18 protein-coding genes and 1 pseudogene are annotated in these 18647 nt (G+C 37.1%); 11 read left to right on the top strand and 8 right to left on the bottom strand.

The genetic code is table 11. The features are described from left to right. Positions 1-165: 165 nt before the first annotated feature. Together D8M06_RS09210 and D8M06_RS09205 are read right to left on the bottom strand one after the other, a co-directional pair. Positions 166-741 carry a Maf family protein gene (locus tag D8M06_RS09210; RefSeq protein ID WP_121204102.1) on the bottom strand — a complete coding sequence of 192 codons (576 nt, stop codon included), beginning with the start codon at positions 739-741 and terminating at the stop codon, positions 166-168. 63 nt (positions 742-804) lie between these two features. Beyond that, a complete protein-coding gene (locus tag D8M06_RS09205) occupies positions 805-1473 on the bottom strand; it encodes an RluA family pseudouridine synthase (RefSeq protein WP_121204101.1) in 669 nt (222 codons plus the stop codon). Between the two features lie 160 nt (positions 1474-1633). Between D8M06_RS09205 and D8M06_RS09200 the strand changes: the two genes are divergently transcribed. After that, positions 1634-2104 carry a hypothetical protein gene (locus D8M06_RS09200; protein ID WP_121204100.1) on the top strand — a complete coding sequence of 157 codons (471 nt, stop codon included), beginning with the start codon at positions 1634-1636 and terminating at the stop codon, positions 2102-2104. A 428-nt stretch (positions 2105-2532) separates the two neighbouring features. After that, positions 2533-3751, top strand: a pseudogene (locus tag D8M06_RS09195) (dicarboxylate/amino acid:cation symporter). A gap of 93 nt (positions 3752-3844) precedes the next feature. On the opposite strand, the gene D8M06_RS09190 reads toward D8M06_RS09195, so the two are convergent. Next, on the bottom strand, positions 3845-5245 hold the full coding sequence (locus tag D8M06_RS09190; RefSeq protein WP_121204099.1) for a purine-cytosine permease family protein: 1401 nt from the start codon (positions 5243-5245) through the stop codon (positions 3845-3847). A 279-nt stretch (positions 5246-5524) separates the two neighbouring features. Here D8M06_RS09190 and D8M06_RS09185 point away from each other — a divergent pair, with 279 nt between their 5' ends. The 4 genes from D8M06_RS09185 to D8M06_RS09170 all read left to right on the top strand — a co-directional run bounded on the left by D8M06_RS09185 (position 5525) and on the right by D8M06_RS09170 (position 8420). Next, the gene (locus D8M06_RS09185) at positions 5525-5959 is read left to right on the top strand and encodes a WD40/YVTN/BNR-like repeat-containing protein (RefSeq protein WP_121204098.1); all 435 of its coding nucleotides are present in this window, start codon (positions 5525-5527) and stop codon (positions 5957-5959) included. Continuing rightward, on the top strand, positions 5940-6815 hold the full coding sequence (locus tag D8M06_RS09180; RefSeq protein WP_121204097.1) for a hypothetical protein: 876 nt from the start codon (positions 5940-5942) through the stop codon (positions 6813-6815). Before D8M06_RS09185 ends, D8M06_RS09180 begins: the two co-directional genes overlap by 20 nt. A gap of 51 nt (positions 6816-6866) precedes the next feature. After that, positions 6867-7637, top strand: a complete 771-nt coding sequence (locus tag D8M06_RS09175; protein ID WP_121204096.1) for a DUF975 family protein — start codon at positions 6867-6869, stop codon at positions 7635-7637. Between the two features lie 219 nt (positions 7638-7856). After that, positions 7857-8420, top strand: coding sequence for a hypothetical protein (locus D8M06_RS09170; protein ID WP_121204095.1), 564 nt, complete (start codon positions 7857-7859; stop codon positions 8418-8420). A 131-nt stretch (positions 8421-8551) separates the two neighbouring features. Here D8M06_RS09170 and D8M06_RS09165 read toward each other — a convergent pair whose 3' ends face one another. Next, positions 8552-10378, bottom strand: a complete 1827-nt coding sequence (locus tag D8M06_RS09165) for a coiled-coil domain-containing protein (RefSeq protein WP_338322969.1) — start codon at positions 10376-10378, stop codon at positions 8552-8554. A 2-nt stretch (positions 10379-10380) separates the two neighbouring features. Beyond that, positions 10381-12426, bottom strand: a complete 2046-nt coding sequence (locus tag D8M06_RS09160; RefSeq protein ID WP_121204093.1) for an efflux RND transporter permease subunit — start codon at positions 12424-12426, stop codon at positions 10381-10383. 205 nt (positions 12427-12631) lie between these two features. On the opposite strand from D8M06_RS09160, the gene D8M06_RS09155 reads away from it, so the two are divergent. From D8M06_RS09155 to D8M06_RS09145, 3 genes are all read left to right on the top strand, one after another. Then, positions 12632-13159: a TetR-like C-terminal domain-containing protein gene (locus D8M06_RS09155; protein ID WP_121204147.1), complete on the top strand. Its 528-nt coding sequence runs from the start codon at positions 12632-12634 to the stop codon at positions 13157-13159. Positions 13160-13337: 178 nt separating this feature from the next. Next, positions 13338-13613 (top strand): hypothetical protein, encoded by a 276-nt coding sequence (locus tag D8M06_RS09150; RefSeq protein WP_121204092.1) that lies wholly within the window; start codon positions 13338-13340, stop codon positions 13611-13613. A gap of 23 nt (positions 13614-13636) precedes the next feature. After that, a complete protein-coding gene (locus tag D8M06_RS09145) occupies positions 13637-14038 on the top strand; it encodes a hypothetical protein (RefSeq protein WP_121204091.1) in 402 nt (133 codons plus the stop codon). A gap of 217 nt (positions 14039-14255) precedes the next feature. Here the strand turns inward: D8M06_RS09145 and D8M06_RS09140 are convergent, their stop codons facing one another. Next, positions 14256-15206, bottom strand: a complete 951-nt coding sequence (locus tag D8M06_RS09140; RefSeq protein ID WP_121204090.1) for a zinc-binding dehydrogenase — start codon at positions 15204-15206, stop codon at positions 14256-14258. Between the two features lie 260 nt (positions 15207-15466). Continuing rightward, a complete protein-coding gene (locus D8M06_RS19830; protein WP_158591770.1) occupies positions 15467-15622 on the bottom strand; it encodes a hypothetical protein in 156 nt (51 codons plus the stop codon). Between the two features lie 126 nt (positions 15623-15748). On the opposite strand from D8M06_RS19830, the gene D8M06_RS09135 reads away from it, so the two are divergent. After that, positions 15749-16219 (top strand): hypothetical protein, encoded by a 471-nt coding sequence (locus D8M06_RS09135; RefSeq protein WP_121204089.1) that lies wholly within the window; start codon positions 15749-15751, stop codon positions 16217-16219. 227 nt (positions 16220-16446) lie between these two features. Here D8M06_RS09135 and D8M06_RS09130 read toward each other — a convergent pair whose 3' ends face one another. After that, positions 16447-17976, bottom strand: coding sequence for a flotillin family protein (locus tag D8M06_RS09130; RefSeq protein ID WP_121204088.1), 1530 nt, complete (start codon positions 17974-17976; stop codon positions 16447-16449). Positions 17977-18397: 421 nt separating this feature from the next. Here D8M06_RS09130 and D8M06_RS09125 point away from each other — a divergent pair, with 421 nt between their 5' ends. Beyond that, a complete protein-coding gene (locus tag D8M06_RS09125; RefSeq protein WP_121204087.1) occupies positions 18398-18640 on the top strand; it encodes a hypothetical protein in 243 nt (80 codons plus the stop codon). Positions 18641-18647: the final 7 nt, after the last annotated feature.

Genomic DNA, 18647 nt, shown 5'->3' with positions numbered 1-18647 from the left:
TCATTCTTAAAAGTAAGTATGAATGGACGGTTAAATTGTGAGGAACAATTTAACCGTCCATTTTTATGATGTATCGGGTTAAGATAAAAAACTTAGATAAGGTCTATAGAAACGATTAATAATTACTGTTTTACCGTATCTAATCTAAGCTGAAGTCAGCCTTATTTAATCTCTCGGATAAACGCCAAACTCCCTCAGTACTCTAACCACTCGGGAAATGGGCAACCCTACAACAGTATAGTAATCGCCAATAACCTGTTTTACAAACATAGCTCCAAGACTTTGAATTCCGTAAGCACCTGCCTTATCATAAGGCTCTTTTGTGGATATATACCAATTTATTTCATCCTCAGATAATGGCCAAAATTCTACCTGTGTTCGTTCTACAAATACTACTTCATCATCTAGAGACCGAATCATGACTCCAGTTAATACTTCGTGAACATGTCCACTTAATGCTGACATCATTTGGAATGCTTCCTCTTTGTTCTGTGGTTTTTCAAAGATATTCTTTTGGTATGAAACAACGGTATCGGCGGAGAGTACTACCTCCGTTTCATTCTGAATTGGTATATTTCGTCCTTTAAGAATGGCTAATTGTTTTACTTTTTCCAAAGGGTTACTGGTCACGATTTGTGATTCATCGGTTCCTGGTTTACGAATGGTAAAAGGAATCTTAACCTGTTGTAATAACTCCTGCCTTCTAGGAGAGGAAGATGCTAAAATCAAATATTGGGCCATGCTTTCGTCAGTCCTCCTATCGTATTTCAATGATATAAATTCCCTCCCAATACGGATTAAAACTTACCAAAGATTCCATGGATATTCATCAGGTGGCTGGGACGTTACTTCTAATTCTTCCTTTTTAGTTGGATGCTCAAGGGTTAGCGAATGAGACCATAAGGCAATTTGCTGTCCTGGTTGATTGACGTCTTGTCCATACTTTTGATCTCCGTATAGTGGACAATTGCGGGAAGCAAGCTGAACTCGTATTTGATGGGGTCTTCCAGTATGAAGCGTGATGGAAAGCAAACTTAGCCCCTTTTTGGTACCAATAACGTTATATTCCAATATCGCTTTTTTAGCATTTTTTTGGTTCGGTTGAGCGGTATAAACTTTATTATTACGCCGATCCTTAACCAGATAATCTTCCAAGACTGCTTGGTTTTTCGATGGCTTCCCTCGCACAATAGCAAGGTATTTTTTATCAACGTCCTGTCTGCGGAAGGCGTCTGATAGTCGGGAGGCAGCTTTTGATGTTTTGGAGAACACCATTACGCCACCAACAGGCCTGTCCAATCGGTGGATAAGAGCAAGATACACATTCCCTGGTTTTTGATACCGGTATTTTATATCTTCTTTTAAGAATGATAGTAAATCCTGACTTTTCGAACGATCTTCTTGAACTGGTATATTAACTGGCTTTTCTACAAAAAGTAAATGATTATCCTCATAAAGTATTGGGACTTGCATGGTATAAACTCTCCTTCAATAAATCCTATAAATCAAATAGTAACACAAGAGCCTATCTGCAAACCAACCTTTCAGTCTATGATGTAATATGTTAGGAATAGAAATGGTTTATCTGGTTACTTTAAAAGAGACGAAAAGGAAAGGATTGGAGAGATAATTTATGATTTCCAAAAGGCATTTATTATTTAATATCGGTATAATAATCGTTCCTTGGCTATCGATGCTTTTCATAGGTAAGCGTAATTTCAAGCGTTTTTCTATAACTGGGGTTTTCATTGTTGTGTTCGAGATAATCAATCATATAATAGGCTATAAGCGGAGATGGTGGAAGTTTTTCGATAAGAAAAGGTCATTTTTAAAAGATGAGCTTCCATTTAGTATTGGACCATATATGCCGCTTACTATGTGGTTGCTTAAACTATCCTATGGAAATTTTAAAAAGTTTTGGTTACTTAATGCTATTGCAGATGGACTTTTTGCTTTTGTTATTATGAATTTTCTTGGACGTGTTAAAATAATCAGATTAAGAAGGTTAAATCACTTTCAATTTTTCCTCTATATCCATTATAAGGTTTTTATATTGTATGGCGTACAATATTTGGTTGAGAAGAAACTGTACAAAAAGGGATAACCATCTAGAAAGGTCAGTTCTTACGTGTAAAAGGACTGGCTTTTTTGTTTGTTTATTGAAAGAAACAAACTATTACATCCTAGAAAACCCTCCCCCTATATAAGGATGATTCAAGGACTAGTTAGTTAAAATGAGAAAAAAGTTTAATCAAAAAGTTCTATATTCTATTATTTAGTAATATTATTATAAAAAATATTCAGAAAAGTTAGAATGAGTTTTGGTAAGTGGTTGTTATTTTCAGCAGAAGCGATTTAAGGACTGAAATGTAATCGCTTTCTATGATTCTGGTTTAAGAAGGGGGTGTATCAAATATAAGATTAAAGAATAAATTGTCGGTGATCGGATGTACATTTAGAATAACTAGCAATAACGTACTACCAGAATTCTATAAAAAGATATGATTAAATTCATAGGAAGGTGGTAGCTACATGAGTTTAACCAAAAAGATTTTAATAGCTCTTGTTCTTGGTGTGGTTACAGGTATTATTTTAACTTTTGTACCGGAAAATATTTATTCTACCTTAGATTCTTATCTCTTAAATCCAGTTGGGCAGATATTTGTTAATTTAATTATGATGCTGGTTGTGCCAATCGTATTTGTATCGATTGTTCTTGGGACAGCAGGGCTTGGTGAACCAGCAAGACTTGGTAAAATTGGTGTACAGACGATTAGTTTTTTCCTTGTGACAACAGCTGTTGCACTTTGTATTAGCCTTGCCTTGGCCTATATCATTCAGCCAGGTAAGGAAGGAGTATTTGATGTAAGCAGCGCGAATTTTTGAAGCGAGTGAAGCTCCGCCAATCATGGAAACTATTGTCAATATTATTCCAACCAATCCAATATCATCGATGGCTGCAGGAGATATGCTTCAGCTTATCGCATTTGCTGTCTTTATTGGGATTGGGCTTGCTTTCTTGGGAGAGAAAACGCAAGGGATTTACAGTTTATTTGAGCAGGCCAATGAAATCCTGATGCTGCTTGTTAATTTCATTATGAAAACTGCCCCATATGGTGCCTTTGCTTTGATTGCTTCTGCTATAGGAGGGGCAGGATTAGATGCAGTGGGATCCATGGGTGCCTATATGATAACCGTTATTTTAGGCTTGATCCTACATGCCGGATTAACTTATTCTTTGATTATCTGGTTACTTGGTAGAGCAAATCCAATTCAATTTTACAAAGGATTTTTGCCAGCAATGTCTGTCGCATTTAGTACGGCTAGTTCTAGTGCCACATTGCCAGTGTCTATGAAAACTGCACAGGAAAATTTAGGGGTAAGCAAGAACATTAGCAGTTTCGTCCAGCCACTTGGTGCTACTATTAATATGGATGGTACAGCCGTTATGCAAGCTACTGCTGCCGTATTTATTTCACAAGTTTACGCGATACCTTTGGAATTCAGCGATATTATTGTAATTATCATAACAGCTACCCTAGCTAGTATTGGTACAGCTGGTGTGCCTGGTGTAGGATTAATTATGCTTGCCATGGTGCTTAATCAAGTTGGCCTGCCAGTAGAAGGGATTGCACTAATCATCGGTATTGACCGTATCCTAGATATGTTGCGAACAGCAATGAATATAACCGGAGACGCAACATGCGCATATATCATATCAGAAAATGACAAACGAAAGAAAGCAATCTAGGGACAGAGGGACAGGTTCCTCGTCCCACCTCTTGAAAGAAAGAAGGACGGTCACATGCTTCCATTTTGGTAGCATGTGACCGTCCTTTTGTTTTTAAGCAATATAGTCTTCTTTATCAATATCAGTTGCTTCTTTTTTAATATAGTATTTCCCTTTTGTTATAAGTGCTAAAACAATCGTTAGAATAGCAGCTAGTATAGAAGCAAAGAATGCGGCAGTGCTTTGCAGGAAGGTTCCCATAAACCCTAAAGCTGCAATAGTACCAAGGCCACTTGCTATTAGGAGTGCCCCTACACCTACTGGATTCCATCTATATAAATTACCTTGTCTTGCTTCATAATAACCAGGACCAATTTTTAAGAGTTTTTTAACAACAATCGCATCTACAACTAAAATAGTTGCCCAGGTTAGAAGGAAGACCCCTTGGAATGTCATGACAGCTTCCAGGTGATCTACAATGTTAAGAAGCATTAAGATGATTGCCGTTACCCCAGTAACTACTACCCAGAAACGTCTGCCAGGTTTAAATTTAAAGATATTTTCAAAGAAACTTGATAAAGATAAGGAACCACTATAAATATTCGTTACATTAATTCTTATTTGCGTTAACATCGTAAATAAAGCACCCCAAATACCAAGAAGCAATACAATATATACTCCAGGATTTGGTTCACCTAAACGTACGCCAAACCAGATACCAAGACCACCCATTACTCCAAAACAGAATATTTGAGGGATAAATCCGATAGCGAAAATTCCAATCTTCGTATCTTTTGGTTTTAAAAAGCGGGCATAATCTGATGCGAGAAGAGGGGTTAGACCCATAATGCCATGCTGCATTCCGATGCAGAGTAATAACGCGGTTCCGCCAACTTGAACTCCTTCAGGCAAGTAGGACCAAAAGCTTCCATCGTAGCCAGATGGTTTCATAGCAGCCATAATAATCGCGGCGATTAGGAAAACAAAAAACAATGGCAATGACCATTTCTGTAGTTTATCCAACTGCTTAATGCCAAACCAATTTAATGGGATGACAATCGTACCGAAGAAGATAATAAGCACCCATTCTGGGATGACAGGAAAGAATTCATGAACCGCAGCTACTAGAATCAAACCTTCTAGTGCACAATACATAATAAAATTTGTAGCATAAATAAATGAGGTTAGCGATGCTCCAATATAACCAAACCCACCGCCACGGGATAATAAGTTTACATTCATTCCTGATTTAGCAGATAAATAGGCGATAAATGTTCCAAGAATCCCCGCAACAATGATTGCATATACAGCAGATATAATGGCGTTAATAGCTCCAAACTGAAGTGCCATAACACTTCCCATTTGGAAATAAAAAATAGCTGTTGCAATTCCGAATGTAATGTTAGTAATACTTAACCAGCCCATGTTCCTCTCTTTTCGAGGTACTCTATCAAGTGAATAATCATCACTTGTTTCTTCCGTTTTCTCGTAATGTTGAGATTCGTAGGCTTCCATTTGTAATCAGCTCCTTTTTTGTTATTAATTGCACAATATTTGGTATGACGTCGCTAATTACATTTATTTCACGACAAAACGCAACTGTTTAAACATAACAACAAATAAAAAAAGTTTCAACTGTATATAGTGTTCGTATATGGAGGTTAGCACAGTAAACAACGTGATTATCTTGCTTATCCTCCGTTTATCTCACAGATAATGCCATAAACCGTATGTTAGGTGTCTTATTGAAAAAAATGTTTGGTTTGTGGAAATGGGGACGCGGGGACAGGTTAGTTGTCCCAAGCCGTTGGGACAACTAACCTGTCCCCGCGTCCCATCTTTTTAACTCATGATGGGGGAGAGAATTGGGAGGAAACGAATAACCCTGGGATAACAAGGTTAATTTATGATGGTGGTTTTGTAGATGAAACTACTGGATTTTTATCCTATGGTACCATTAATCCAGAAGAACCGAATCTTTATGTAACCCAAAATTCAGGAAAAACTTGGAGTAAAGCGAACTTCCAGATTCCAGAAAAGTATCAGCCGATTTTTGTTTCAGCTGAAGTACCTGTAAAAGAAGGAGAACATTTAGCTGTTTTAGTTAATCAAGGACCTAATGGTGATTATCAAGGTGGACAAGTAAAAGGAAAATTCATTTCAGAAGATAACGGAAAAACATGGGAATTTCTGATGGAGGTAGAGCCAGGTGAAGCTGATTACGAATAATTTAATTAAAGTAGTAGGCTGGAGTCTATTTTTATTGGCAATTGGGTCTTTTGGTTTGCAAATGGGATATTTATTCGTTCATGAAAGATTTCAAATAGAATATATTGATAATCGGTTATTTTACATGATAAATATATTCTGCATAATATGCTTGGCACTCGCCATCTTACTCTTACTTAGACTTAACAAAAGGTCCAAAATAATTGGTACAAGCGTTACAGGAATTATTATTATCGCTCACGTAGTGCTCCTTATAGATAGTAACCAGGAGATAAAAAACATAACAAGCATATCACCTAATTTCAAGCACGTCTTATCAATTAAAGAGAATACAGAGAATGGAAATGCAATTTATTACCGGTCATATTACGGTATTCTGGCTCGACCTAAAGAAAGATTGCCACATGAAACGGTTGGAGAATATAAAGTGGAGTGGTTAGCAAATGATGCTGCAGCTGTAACCTACAAAGCAGCAGATAATACGATACAGCAATTCGTTGGTACATATGGTGATCGTGGAACTGGCAGGTCTTATTATTATGTTGGAGCAGAGATGCATGGACAATGGGATGGTGAAAATGTAGAGGTAATAAGCAATACAGCAGGAATTTCTGTAACAGAAAATGGAGATACGGAACTTTTTGATTGGGATAACATTCATCAGTTTGGTACACTGGCTATTGTATTAAAAAAACATAATGAAGCTGTATGGACCATCTCATTAAACGAAAATTTTGAAGTACATCCAACTGCTTCTGATTCAACTGTAGGAAATATTAGCCTATATAAAGCAACCATGGAAGAAAATGAACCGATAATATTGTGGGACGCGGGGACAGGTTCTTTGTCCCAGTAGACACAGGGACAAAGAACCTGTCCCTCTGTCCCAACCACAAGGGGAAATGTTATGATTGGAACTGTTTTAAAGGGTGCTATGGACATTCTTAATAGAAATTGGCTAAAAATTATTGGTATGGTACTGTTAATTTACCTAATTAAGCTTGTAATTGGTACACTTCCTATTCAGGGGACACTAAGCATAAAAATGGATCCTTTAGCTGTTGCTACTTCCGAAACGCTTCAGTCTCTTCTAATAGGAGCATTTGTAAATAGCATCTTATTTTTTATACTTATTCAATATATTACCCTTACAAAGAATACAATGGGAAACAGATGGATGACAGCAATCACCTACCCATTTCGTAATGCGCGTTTATTGTATAAAGGGGTTATTATTTTCGTTCTAAATAATTTGCTGATCTATTTCATTGGGATGTTGATTATATACACAGGCATAGGCGCCGTTGTCATTGCTGCAGCTGGGTGGAATGTGCGAACGGGTATAGTAATTCTCATTTATCTTGTTTTATATGCTATTCTGTTTTGGCTATACTTAGGGATTTCACAGACAATGTATCTTTTACATGATGATCCGAAACTTGGTATATTCCGAAGTATAAAGAACAGCTTTTCGCTTATGAAGGGTTATAGATGGTCCTTATTGGGACTGTTCCTATTAACGGGAATAGCTTTAATAATAGGTGTGTTCTTATTTGTGATTGGGGCCATTTTTAGTCTGGTTCTATATGAAGTGGCTCGGTTAGCTTTTTACCAAGAACTCTTACGCAAGAAGCGGCAAAAGGAATGGCATGACAAAGTGAATGACGAAGAAGCATGATTGCCAGAGTTAAATTAGGAGATTAACTAAATATAAGAGAATGCAGTTTTTCCATTGGGTAAAGATACTTACTAAGGCACGTAATACCATGAAAAACTTGTGTTCTCTTTTTGTATTTTGGGGACGTGGGGATGGGGACGTGGGGACAGGTTAGTTGTCCCCCCACTGGGACAACCAACCTGTCCCCACGTCCCTTTTAAGGAAAATGGAGGAGTTTCATTGAATAAATATATCTTTTTATTGTTGTTCTTTTTAATCAGCATATTAATAGGTAATGGGGCAGTATTCGCTAGCAAAGAAGACAGACCTAAACCAGCTGAAGAATTTTATGAGGAATTTGGGTATGAACCAGTGGAAGAGGCAATAAAAAAAGCAGAACAGCATTTCGATCAAAAATTACCACTTCCTACGAGACTTCCAGCATTGACATTTACGCATTATTTTGGAAGGTTTGATAGGTTGGCTGGAGATATTAATGCTTCTTTTGAGTTGAAATTTATCCATGAACAGGTACCAGAGAATCATTACAAAATCGATGTTCGGCCAGCTGAAAACAGAATTCCAGTTAGAGATAAGGATATTATAGATGTTTTCAAATTAAAGAATGGAAAGGATGCAACATATCTAAAAATCTCAGGTTTCCATGTATTAGTCTTTGAACAAAGTAATTGGCAATATATCCTAAGTGTCGATAAGAGGGTTTCTGATAAAGTCCCTGCTGTAGACTTAGTTAAAATAGCTAATTCTATCCATGCATTTAAAAAGGATGACGGGGGGAAATAAATGAGTGGGGACATGGGGACAGGTTAGTTGTCCCAGCCTCGTGGGACAACTAACCTGTCCCCATGTCCCTTCTTAAATAAAAACGCCTTTCCCTTTTAAAGTAAAAGGAAAGGCATTTTTTCTATTCCTTATCAAGAAAACAGATCCATTAAACGATCCCAGAAGCCTTTTTCTTCTTCTTTAGGAGCTTCGACGGTTTCTGGTTCTTCGATTTGAATACTATCTGTACTAATGATAAATTGCACCGATTGGATTTTGTCGTTATTTTTTGATGAAACGAAAGATACAGGTTCGATATCTGATTTATCGTATTCAGAAACCATTTGATCGACTTCTTCTTTCATTTGATCTGGTAAATCATTGGTAGATTCATATAATTCGTTTGTACCGTTATGAAGTTCGGCTACACCATTTTCCAGTTCATTTGTTCCACCTGAAAGTTCTTCTATACCAGCGTGTAGCTCATGATAAGAATTCGCTAATTGGCCAACACCATTCGTATACTCTGTTAATCCAGAATGGAAGTCTTTGTAGTTAGAAGATAGTGCTTCTAATCCTTCCTGTAACTGACCAAGAGAATCGGAAACATCCATTCCTTCCAAGGAGGAATCAAGTTCAGATGCCATGGTGTCCATGTTTGTTGCCATTTCTTTAAGACCATTGCTAACTTCTGTTAAAGTAGGGTCTACAGCTTTGAAGGCTTTTTGTAGGTCTTCGTTAGTATAAGTTCCTTTGGCTATAAGTGCTTTTTCGTAGGTTTCTACTAACTTATCCACTGTTTCAGGATCAGCACCACTCATATATAATTCCTGAAATTCTTCTTCTGAGATTTCATGTTCCGGAATGGCTTGCATAGCTTCATCTAAAGCTGTATAAGCACTAGTATAGCCTTCTTTTAGCTCGTCCAATCCATCCGCTGATTCATTTAGTCCTTTAGAAATCTCCTTAAGCCCAGTAGCCAACTTTTCCAATTCACTTAAATCCACTTCACCAACATCCAAAGAACTGCTCATTGCTACAAGTGCTTGATCAATCGACTTAGATCCTTGAATAAGATCAGAAGATCCAGCACTAATATCAGACATTCCTTGCTTGTACTGAGCGGAGCCATCACGTAAGCTCGACACACCGCTATTCAAATCAGAAACTCCAGTTCTTAACTCTCCAACGCCATTGTTTACTTCCGCAATCGCATCTGTTAGAGACTCCATATCTCCAGTAACATCGTCCATATCTGGTGAGTCAATAGACATGGATGATGGAACTCCAGTAAATTCAATTCCATCCAGCTCAAAGCCGTCAACTTCGGCTTCTAGAACAAATTCTTCCTCTTTTTCCGGCATGACGGTAAAGGTCACTTGCTTGTTTTTACCAGCATTTGCAATCATTCCGTCAGGCGCTTGAATATTGCTGTAAATAGTTGGATCCAGTGTCATGGAAATCTGTAATAAATAGTTTTCGAAAAACAGTGGGTCCACCTGCTTATTAGCAGTTGTCTCGATATGGATTTCCACGTGTCCATCCTTACCAGCAAGTTCTTCCGGGTTCATTTTTTCCCCATCTAGAAAATAGGAAATGGAAATATTCCATGGAAGGGACTCATTATTCATATTTCCCTGATAATAGAATTTCCCTTCTGCTGCTTGAAACTCAACCGTATCATGGTTTTGCTCGATTTTTGATAAATCGGTTAGGTTTTTAAGACTTTCATAGTGACCATAATCGACAATGGTTCCGGCTTTTGCCACATCAAACGTGTTCACAACGAAAATTTCTTTGCTATCACCTGTAGCACCAAGTGTTGCGTATACAACTTCGTCTTTTGAAGAAATATTCCCTTTTGATTCGGAAGTTTCTTCTTCCGTCTTGTTTTGATTGGACTCAGCACTTACAAGAAATGACGGAAGTATTAGTAAGATTGCCATAAAGACAAAAAGTATTTTTTTCATTCGTTTCATCATCATTTCTCCTTACTATAATTAGCTTTCCAAGTTGTTTTTTCAATGACTTTATCAAATACCAACAGCATTGCAGGAAGGAATAGTACAACCATTAGAAATGCAAGCAATGCTCCTCGTCCTAACAGCAAACCGATCGATGACACGATAGGGTTAGAAGAGGTCCAGGATAAAATGAAACCGACACTGGATAAAATGGATGCTGAAATTAGGATAGAGAATAATTTTTCATCTACCGTTTTCTTCATAGCATTTAGTGCAGACATTTCCTTGCGATTTTCCTTAAATGCCTCTGTTAAAAGGATTCCATAATCGACAGTTGCAGCAAGCTGAACCGTACTAACAATTAGGTACCCGACGTACACTAAAGAGGTGCCAGTAAAATAGGGGATAGATAAATTAATCCACACTGCAGACTGAATTGTAAGCAACAGAACTACAGGGAATGAGATGGATTTAAATGTTACCAGTAAAACGATGGCGATTGTAATTACGGTTAACAAGTTTACAACCGTATTATCCTTCTGCACAACATTTTTCATATCGTAGAGGGTAACACTTTCCCCTAGTAGGTAAAAATCATCATAATACGTTTCAACTGTATCTTGTGTCGATTCAATTAAGCCGAACGCTTCTTCACCCTCGTTTTTAGTATTCGTATTTACAATAATACGACTGTAATTTTCGGAATAGAATTGCTCTGTCACCGATTCATCTATATACTCGGATGGTATTGCTGCGCTCACTGCATTAACATATGCTAGAACACTTGATACATGGTCCAGGTTTTCCAACTGCTGGACTAATTCTTCTTCTTTTGCTACATCACCTTTTGGAACAAGTAAGACCATCGGGGTGAATTTGCCAAAATTCTCTTCAATCTTTATCGCGTCACTTCCAGCGCGTGTGTTCTCCGGTTGCTCTCCTACCCCATAGATAAAGTTCGTTTGACCTTGTCCTAAAAAGGCAGGAACAATAAGCAGAAATACAATTACTAAACTCGGTATTCTCAACTTAGCTACTTTGCTTCCAACATTTCTGAAGCTTGGAATGAACTGCTTATGCTGCGTTTTATCAATCCATTTATATAAAAGTAAAGTTAATGCAGGTAAAAAGATCATGACACTAATAAAGCTCAAGACAATTCCTTTTACAAGATTAAGCCCTAAATCAGAACCAATTTCAAAGTTCATAAACGTCAGAGCGATAAAACCAAAGAACGTGGTGGACGCACTTGCAGCAATCGCAGGGAATGATCGTTTCATTGCTCGTCTCATTGCTACGTGCGGATATTCTTCTTGTTTCCTATAATCCTGGAAACTATGAAGTAGAAAGATTGCATAGTCTAGTGATACGGCCAATTGCAGAATTGGTGCAACAGACTGCGTAACAAATGAAACTTCACCAAGAAAGAAATTTGTTCCCATATTAATAAGGACAGAAACACCAATGGCTGTCAGGAAGAATATAGGTTCTGCCCAAGAGGTAGTAGATAGTACCAATATGATAATGATAATCGGTACCAGTAATGCTGCTGCATTAAGTGATTCACTACCAGCCATTTTTTGTGAATTGGCTGTATCGAGAGCGTCACCTGACATGGCGTTGTCATCGCCTATTAGTTCATAGATGTCATCCGTTATTGGAACCTCGTCCCCTTCACGAATACTAAACGTAAACAAGGCATTATCGTTCTTATAATAGGTTTCCACGGTGTCCTGATCCGCCATTTCAATAGGAGTTTTTATATCAATGGCATCGTCTAACCAGGTAACATCGGACACACCGTCGATGGCAGCAAGTTTCTCTTTCATTACAAGTGCTTCTTGTACGGTCACATCTTGAATCATGACCCTTGTGTTTGCTACAGAACCTTCAAATTCCTGCTCCATGACGTCCATTGCCTCCGTTGATGGGGCATCCTCCGGCAGGTAATCTACCATATTATAGTTTACGGATACAGTAAACGAAGCAAATATACTGATTAAGGTTAAAATCATAAATGCGATCACAATGGATTTTTTATATTTAATAATCTTTGCTGCCATGCTTAAAATATTTCATCCTCTCTTGCGTTAGAAAAATTTCCACTATATTATTATATAGACACAGTGTTGGATATACAACAAACAGTTTTGTTATTTACGTAAAAAGCACAACACAAATGGAATTTATGTTGGAAAACATAAAAATTTAAGGAGGACTTTACATTTGACTTCTTCTAAATTAGATCGAAGAAAAAAATATACCCGAATGATGTTAAAAGATAGCTTAATGAAATTACTAAAAGAAAAGCCAATTTCTTCCATTACCGTGAAGGAAATCTGTCAGTTAGCTGATATTAACCGCTCGACATTCTATTCCCATTACTCGGACCAATTTGATCTTTTGGCTCGAATGGAAGAAGAAATTATTGAGGATATGAATGAGTACTTAAGTCAATATAATTTTGCGAAAGAAGAGGAATCCCTACAAATGACAGAAAAGATGCTTGAATACATCGTATCGAAAAGCGATGTCTGTCAGACGTTACTTAATGAAAATGGGGATACGACATTTCCAAAGAGAGTTATGATTGTAGCACAACGATTTTTAATTGAAAACTGGGTGGATGAAAATAGCCTGAATGAGGATGTATCCGAGTACTTAAGCACATTTATTATTAGTGGCAGCATTCACGTGATTAAAAGCTGGCTGGATAATGGAATGGATAAATCGCCGAAAGAGTTGGCTAAAATGATAATCAATCTTACGAATAAAGGGTTGTCATTTGTGAAGTAAGGGTGAGTTGAGGTGTGTTACGTGGTAATTAAACAATCTGTAAGGTTTATACAAGAGACAAGGCACCCAATCTTTTTACGAATACAAACTTCCCTTCTGTATATCGTTTAGATTATAACTAAGTGGATAAAATGATAAAACATAATAGATATTAGTTTGGAAAGGAAGGTGTTTGGTTATGGCGGAGACGGTGCTAAAATTACCAGGGCTGGGGGATGATTATAAACCAGTTGGTGGAGAGACTCATGAGGTATTTGCGGCATTTGTTGGAGAAAATAATAAGAACTTTTTAGCGTTTATGCGTAACGAAAGAACGAAGGATCCTGTAGAAATGCTTGCATTAATACCATCCATTAAGCGCAAGTATTTGTATGAAAAATTAAACATGGAAACCAGATTGAGTGTGCAAATTAGCCAAAGACCAGATAAAGTTGTTGACTATAAGTTTCTCTAATTTTACTGACAAGGATGAACTTCATGAAACTAACCGGACTTAAAGATGACTTTTTATTACTTTCTGAGAAGCCTAAAGGATTACGTATATTCTTAGGCCAAGAACGCAGTAATATTCTAATTTTTCATCCTATAGAAGAATTAAGAAGACCTTCTGAATTAATGGCCCACATAAGTGGGGAAGAGAAGGCGTATTTATTAGACAAGTTAAATAATCAGATGGAATTGGTTGCCTATATTCGGAAGTTACCTTTGATGAAAAGCAGTTATACTCTATTCTTTCAAGCATTTGATGATGTTTTTCGTTACGTTTTTCATTCAAAACATGAAGATTTATTGGACTATCTAAAAGAAAAATCTAGAGGGAGAAATTACAATTATATAGTAGTAAAAGATGGTGAAGTAAGAGAAGTGCCTTACTTTTAATGTATCGTCTAAATTTTACTTCCTTTAAATTTACATATTTACATAAAAAGAGGGGGGACAAAGAAATTCAGATATATACTTGGCTTTCGATGATGGTGAGCTAGTGAGTCTACTATGTTCTGCCACCATACGTAGACTCACCTACGCTCGACTTCTGCTTTGTTCGTCTTTTGGCAAAAGACTTTACTTATGTCCCGGTCTCCCTTTCGTATTCCAGTTAATCCATTATCGCTACCAACCTACCAGAAATTTCATGGCGTTCGAGGCGTCCCAGTCCTTCTCCTATTTCATCAAAAGTAATTTTAGTAAGAACTGGATCAATATCACCGGATGCGAAAAGTTTGTATACTTCAGCAATATCGTCTCCATCTCCACCAACACTACCAAGCAGATCCGCACGTTTAAGGATTAAACTATCTGTATTTATAGTTGATTCTAGTTTACCCATACCGACAAGGACGACCTTACCACCTTGGGCTACAACATCCAATGCATCAGCAGTTGTTGTTCCGAACCCAGCATAGTCAACTATTAGTTCTGGAGCAACCTCAGCTAAATCCGTAACATTTTCATAGACTTCTTTTACTCCGATTTCTCTTGCTAGTTCACGAGCTTTCGGGCTTAAATCGACCGCATACACGTCCATTCCTTTCACGACAGCGGCACGAGCAGCTATTTGACCTAAACCACCGATACCGATAATGCCTACTTTCATACCAGGCTTTGCTTCTCCTCGTCTGAACATGGCATGATAGGAAGTCATTCCTGCATCGGTACCAGCGGCGGCTTGTGCAAAGCTCACGTTATCTGGAATAGGGACTAAATCTACTGCAGGAGCAGATACCTTATCTGCGTAACCTCCATCATACCCGTAACCTGGACCCATACCTACCTTACTTACTGGACATACACCTACTCGGTCACCAACTTGATAATCTGTAACACCTTCACCAACTTCAGAGATAACACCAGCTACTTCATGCCCCATTATAATTGGTGTATATTCAATAATATCTAACCATTTTTCATCTCTTAATGCCCCAACGTCTGAATGGCAAAGACCTGCAGCCTTGACATCAATGACAACTCTTCCTTCGGTTGCAACGGGATCTGGCTTCTCTACAATCTTTAATGGCACGTTTGTAGTAGTAAATTCCCAACCTTTCATTTTGCATCCCTCTTCCTTTTGTTTTATGAAAACCCTTCTAATTCAAACATAGTACAAACTACAAGGATTGGTCAATATTATTTGAATAGTAAAAAAGGGAGTTATATTTAGTTTTCGATTTTTTGTAACAATTGGCGTGGAGCAGCAAAATGACAGGGGAGTTTTATGGGAAGGAAATACTCGAACTTAGACAAAAATTTAGTAATTAAATGACAAATGAAAAGTCGAGTGCTTTCTCTAACACACTCGACTTTTCTTACTTAAATATCTCTTCCTGCTGCCCCAGGGTGTTTATTTGATGTCTTCGTATTATTTGTTTTTGGATCTCTATTCTTGGCACGCTCACCATGCCCAGGATAGTTCGTTTTTTCTTTTTGCTGATACTTAATAAACTTGTTAAAGTCTTGGTTAACCATAAACGACCCCTCCTTAACTAATAAATTACCCAATAGTATTTTCTTTAATCTGTTGGGAATATAACATTCATAAGGAATAATTTTAGCTTAATGGAAAAGATTAACCTTTAAAGGAGGAGGAATAAAATGAACCCTCATATTATCCGAATTGGATTAATAGTCATTTCGTGGCTTACTGCTATCTTTTTATCTAAGCAAACGTTTAGAAAATATTTACCGTTATCGATTTTCAGTTCCTTACTCGTTATATGCTTTTGTTTCATATCCCATAAATATAAATGGTGGAAAGTACGAGGTGGAATTGCAGAACTAACTTTCATGGATTTAAGTTTCATTCTGGGTCCTTTTTTTGTCGGTACCATGTGGGCATTTCGTGCATCGCCCCATAATTTTAAACGCTACTTACTTATCAATCTTTTCGCGAATTTTATGTTCTCATATCCATTGACTGCCTTTTTTGAAAAACATAACGTCTATAAATTAGTCAATTTTAAACGAATCCATCTTTTTGTATTTTACTATTTAATTTCGATCACTGTTTATGGATATCATTATCTTATCGAAAAATCTAACTCATTCGTTAACTCATTTCGTTAACTTTCTCTTTATGGAGCAAAAAAAAGAAGAACTGACAATAGTGTATGCTATCCAGCACTTATTTTAACAGTTATGGATACTATGTTAATTGCCGCTAATAATCCATACAACTGGTAATTTAATAACAAAAAATGTAGTGCTAACCCCTGTGTGATTGAGCACTACATTTATACTGCCATTTTTTATTAACTCTACGAAAACTGAACTATGAGCGTTTATATATTTTATTACGATTCTTCCGTATTTATATCTTCACTAACTATTTCTTTCTCATTTTCATTAGAAACAGCATTTTCTGTCTCTTCCTTTGGAGTGGTTTTTTGCTCTTCAAGAGAGCTTGCAATTTGGCCTAATTCTGTCTTAAGATTACCTTTTCCAGAAATGTTCTCAATAATTTCATTTAAGTCAATTCCGGTCATTTGTGATAAACTTTCCTGAAGATTGGCCATCATGCCTGTGACACTATTAGGTATGTTATTGACACCATTTCCGTTTCCACCATCAAGAATTCGAATAGAATCAACGTTGCTAAGTGGTTCAGATACAGCTTTGGCAAACTCTGGAAGCATCTTGATGAGCATTTCTGTCATCATGACATCTTTGTTTCGATTTAATGCTTCCGCACGTTTTTCTATCGCTTCAATTTCTGCTAAGCTCTTGATACGAATAACTTCTGCTTCCGCTCGACCAGCTTTTTCTTGTGCCTCTGCTTCCGCTTGAGCTGCTTTAATTCTTTCGTAATAATCAGCTTCTGCTTTTGCTTTTTTCACTTTCACTTCTTCTTCTTCTAATTTTACTTGTCTTTCACGTTCCAGTAATTGTAATCGTAACTGTTCTTCTTTCTCCTGACTAACGATCTTGAGTCGTTCTTTTTCTACTTCAATTTCTCTCTCGGCTTTTTCTAAAGCATAAGCAGCTTCCGTTTTCGCTTTCTCTCTTTCCGTTTCTGCTTTATTTTGTGCTTCTTGAATTTCCTTTTGTTTTCTTGATTCTGCAATGGCAATTTCTCTTTCGTATTCTTCTCGTTTTACATCTTCATTCATTTGGGCAACGTGAACTTTTGTTTCTCTTCGGTTCGTTGCTTCTGCAATTTCGGCAGCTTTTTGAACTTCTGCAGTACGAGGACGTCCAAGGTTGGTTAAGTAATCACTGCCCTCCACGTCTTTTAAGTCGGTAAGGCCTAGACTGGTTATTTTGAATCCCATGTCATCTAGTTGTTTCTGTGCAATATCCCGTACCTGCTCATTAAAGCTTTCCCGATCATTGTTAATTTGTTCAACTGTCATTTTTGAAAGAATGGCACGTAAATTGGAACCAAGTACTTCAGAAATATCTGCTTCTATTTCATCTTGGTCTCTTCCTAAGAACTGTTCTGCGTATTTAGCAATTCCGTCAAGAGAATCTGCCACTTTAATCATCGCAACGGCTTCTCCAACGATAGGAACTCCTTGTAGCGTGTATACGGTAGGAGTAGATATTTTTAATTGAAAAGCTGTTAAGGAAACAGGGGTATGTGTTTGGAACATTCTTAAGCGATGTCCACCACCACGTATTACCTTCATATATCTCCCTTGATCATCCTGGAAAATATTGGTTTCCTTTTCAGGATCTCCTAATTTTGGACCGGTTATGATTAAAGCGGTGTTGGAAGGGACTGTTTTATATTTTAGCTTCATATAAACAAACCAAACAATACCTCCAATAACTGCTAGTACGACAACTGCTAAAATAATGGATAATACAATTGCGAATTCCATGTTGTGCTCCTCTCATTAAATAGTCTTACTTTATTTCCCATAAATAAAATAAGCAAAATATTTATTCTTTTCTATATGTACATTATTTATTATACAATTTATGATTTCCGTATTTCAATAGATGGGGAAAAAGAATCGAATAGAATTTACAATCAGAGAGAAAAATCATGGCTTTATTAGACTAATGATGGTGAACGGTTTTTCTTTTTGGCTATTTTCTTAAACCAGCAGCCCACGGAAAGCGCAGTGTATTTCCGCAGTGGGTTAAGCACATTCCTATGAATTCAGATCATCAACAGTTTCTATCAACTGTAACAATAAAAAGCAATAACTTACGAAAAGAGCCTACTTTTTTAGTTACATAATTCACTTATCCTGAGGAATTCTAGAAGTATGTAGGAAGTATAAAGGAGTTGAAACGATGGAATTTTGTCCTTTGTGTAACGGTGTGGAAACGCTGATAGTTGAATGTCCCAATTGCCAAACAGCCATGGAGGATCAGGGGAAAGTTACTGATTTTTTTGATGATTATAGTGCTTATATGGATATAGATATGATGAAAATGTATGATGGAGATGCGAATTCACTGGAAAATCATGAATGCTTGCATTACTTTTATTGTTATACTTGTCATCACGAAGAAACAAAAGCAATGAAGGACTAAAGAGGCA

It is taken from the genome of Oceanobacillus halophilus, assembly GCF_003628505.1.
Taxonomy (GTDB): Bacteria; Bacillota; Bacilli; order Bacillales; family Amphibacillaceae; genus Oceanobacillus; species Oceanobacillus halophilus.
This window is presented reverse-complemented; position numbering and strand designations above follow the sequence as displayed.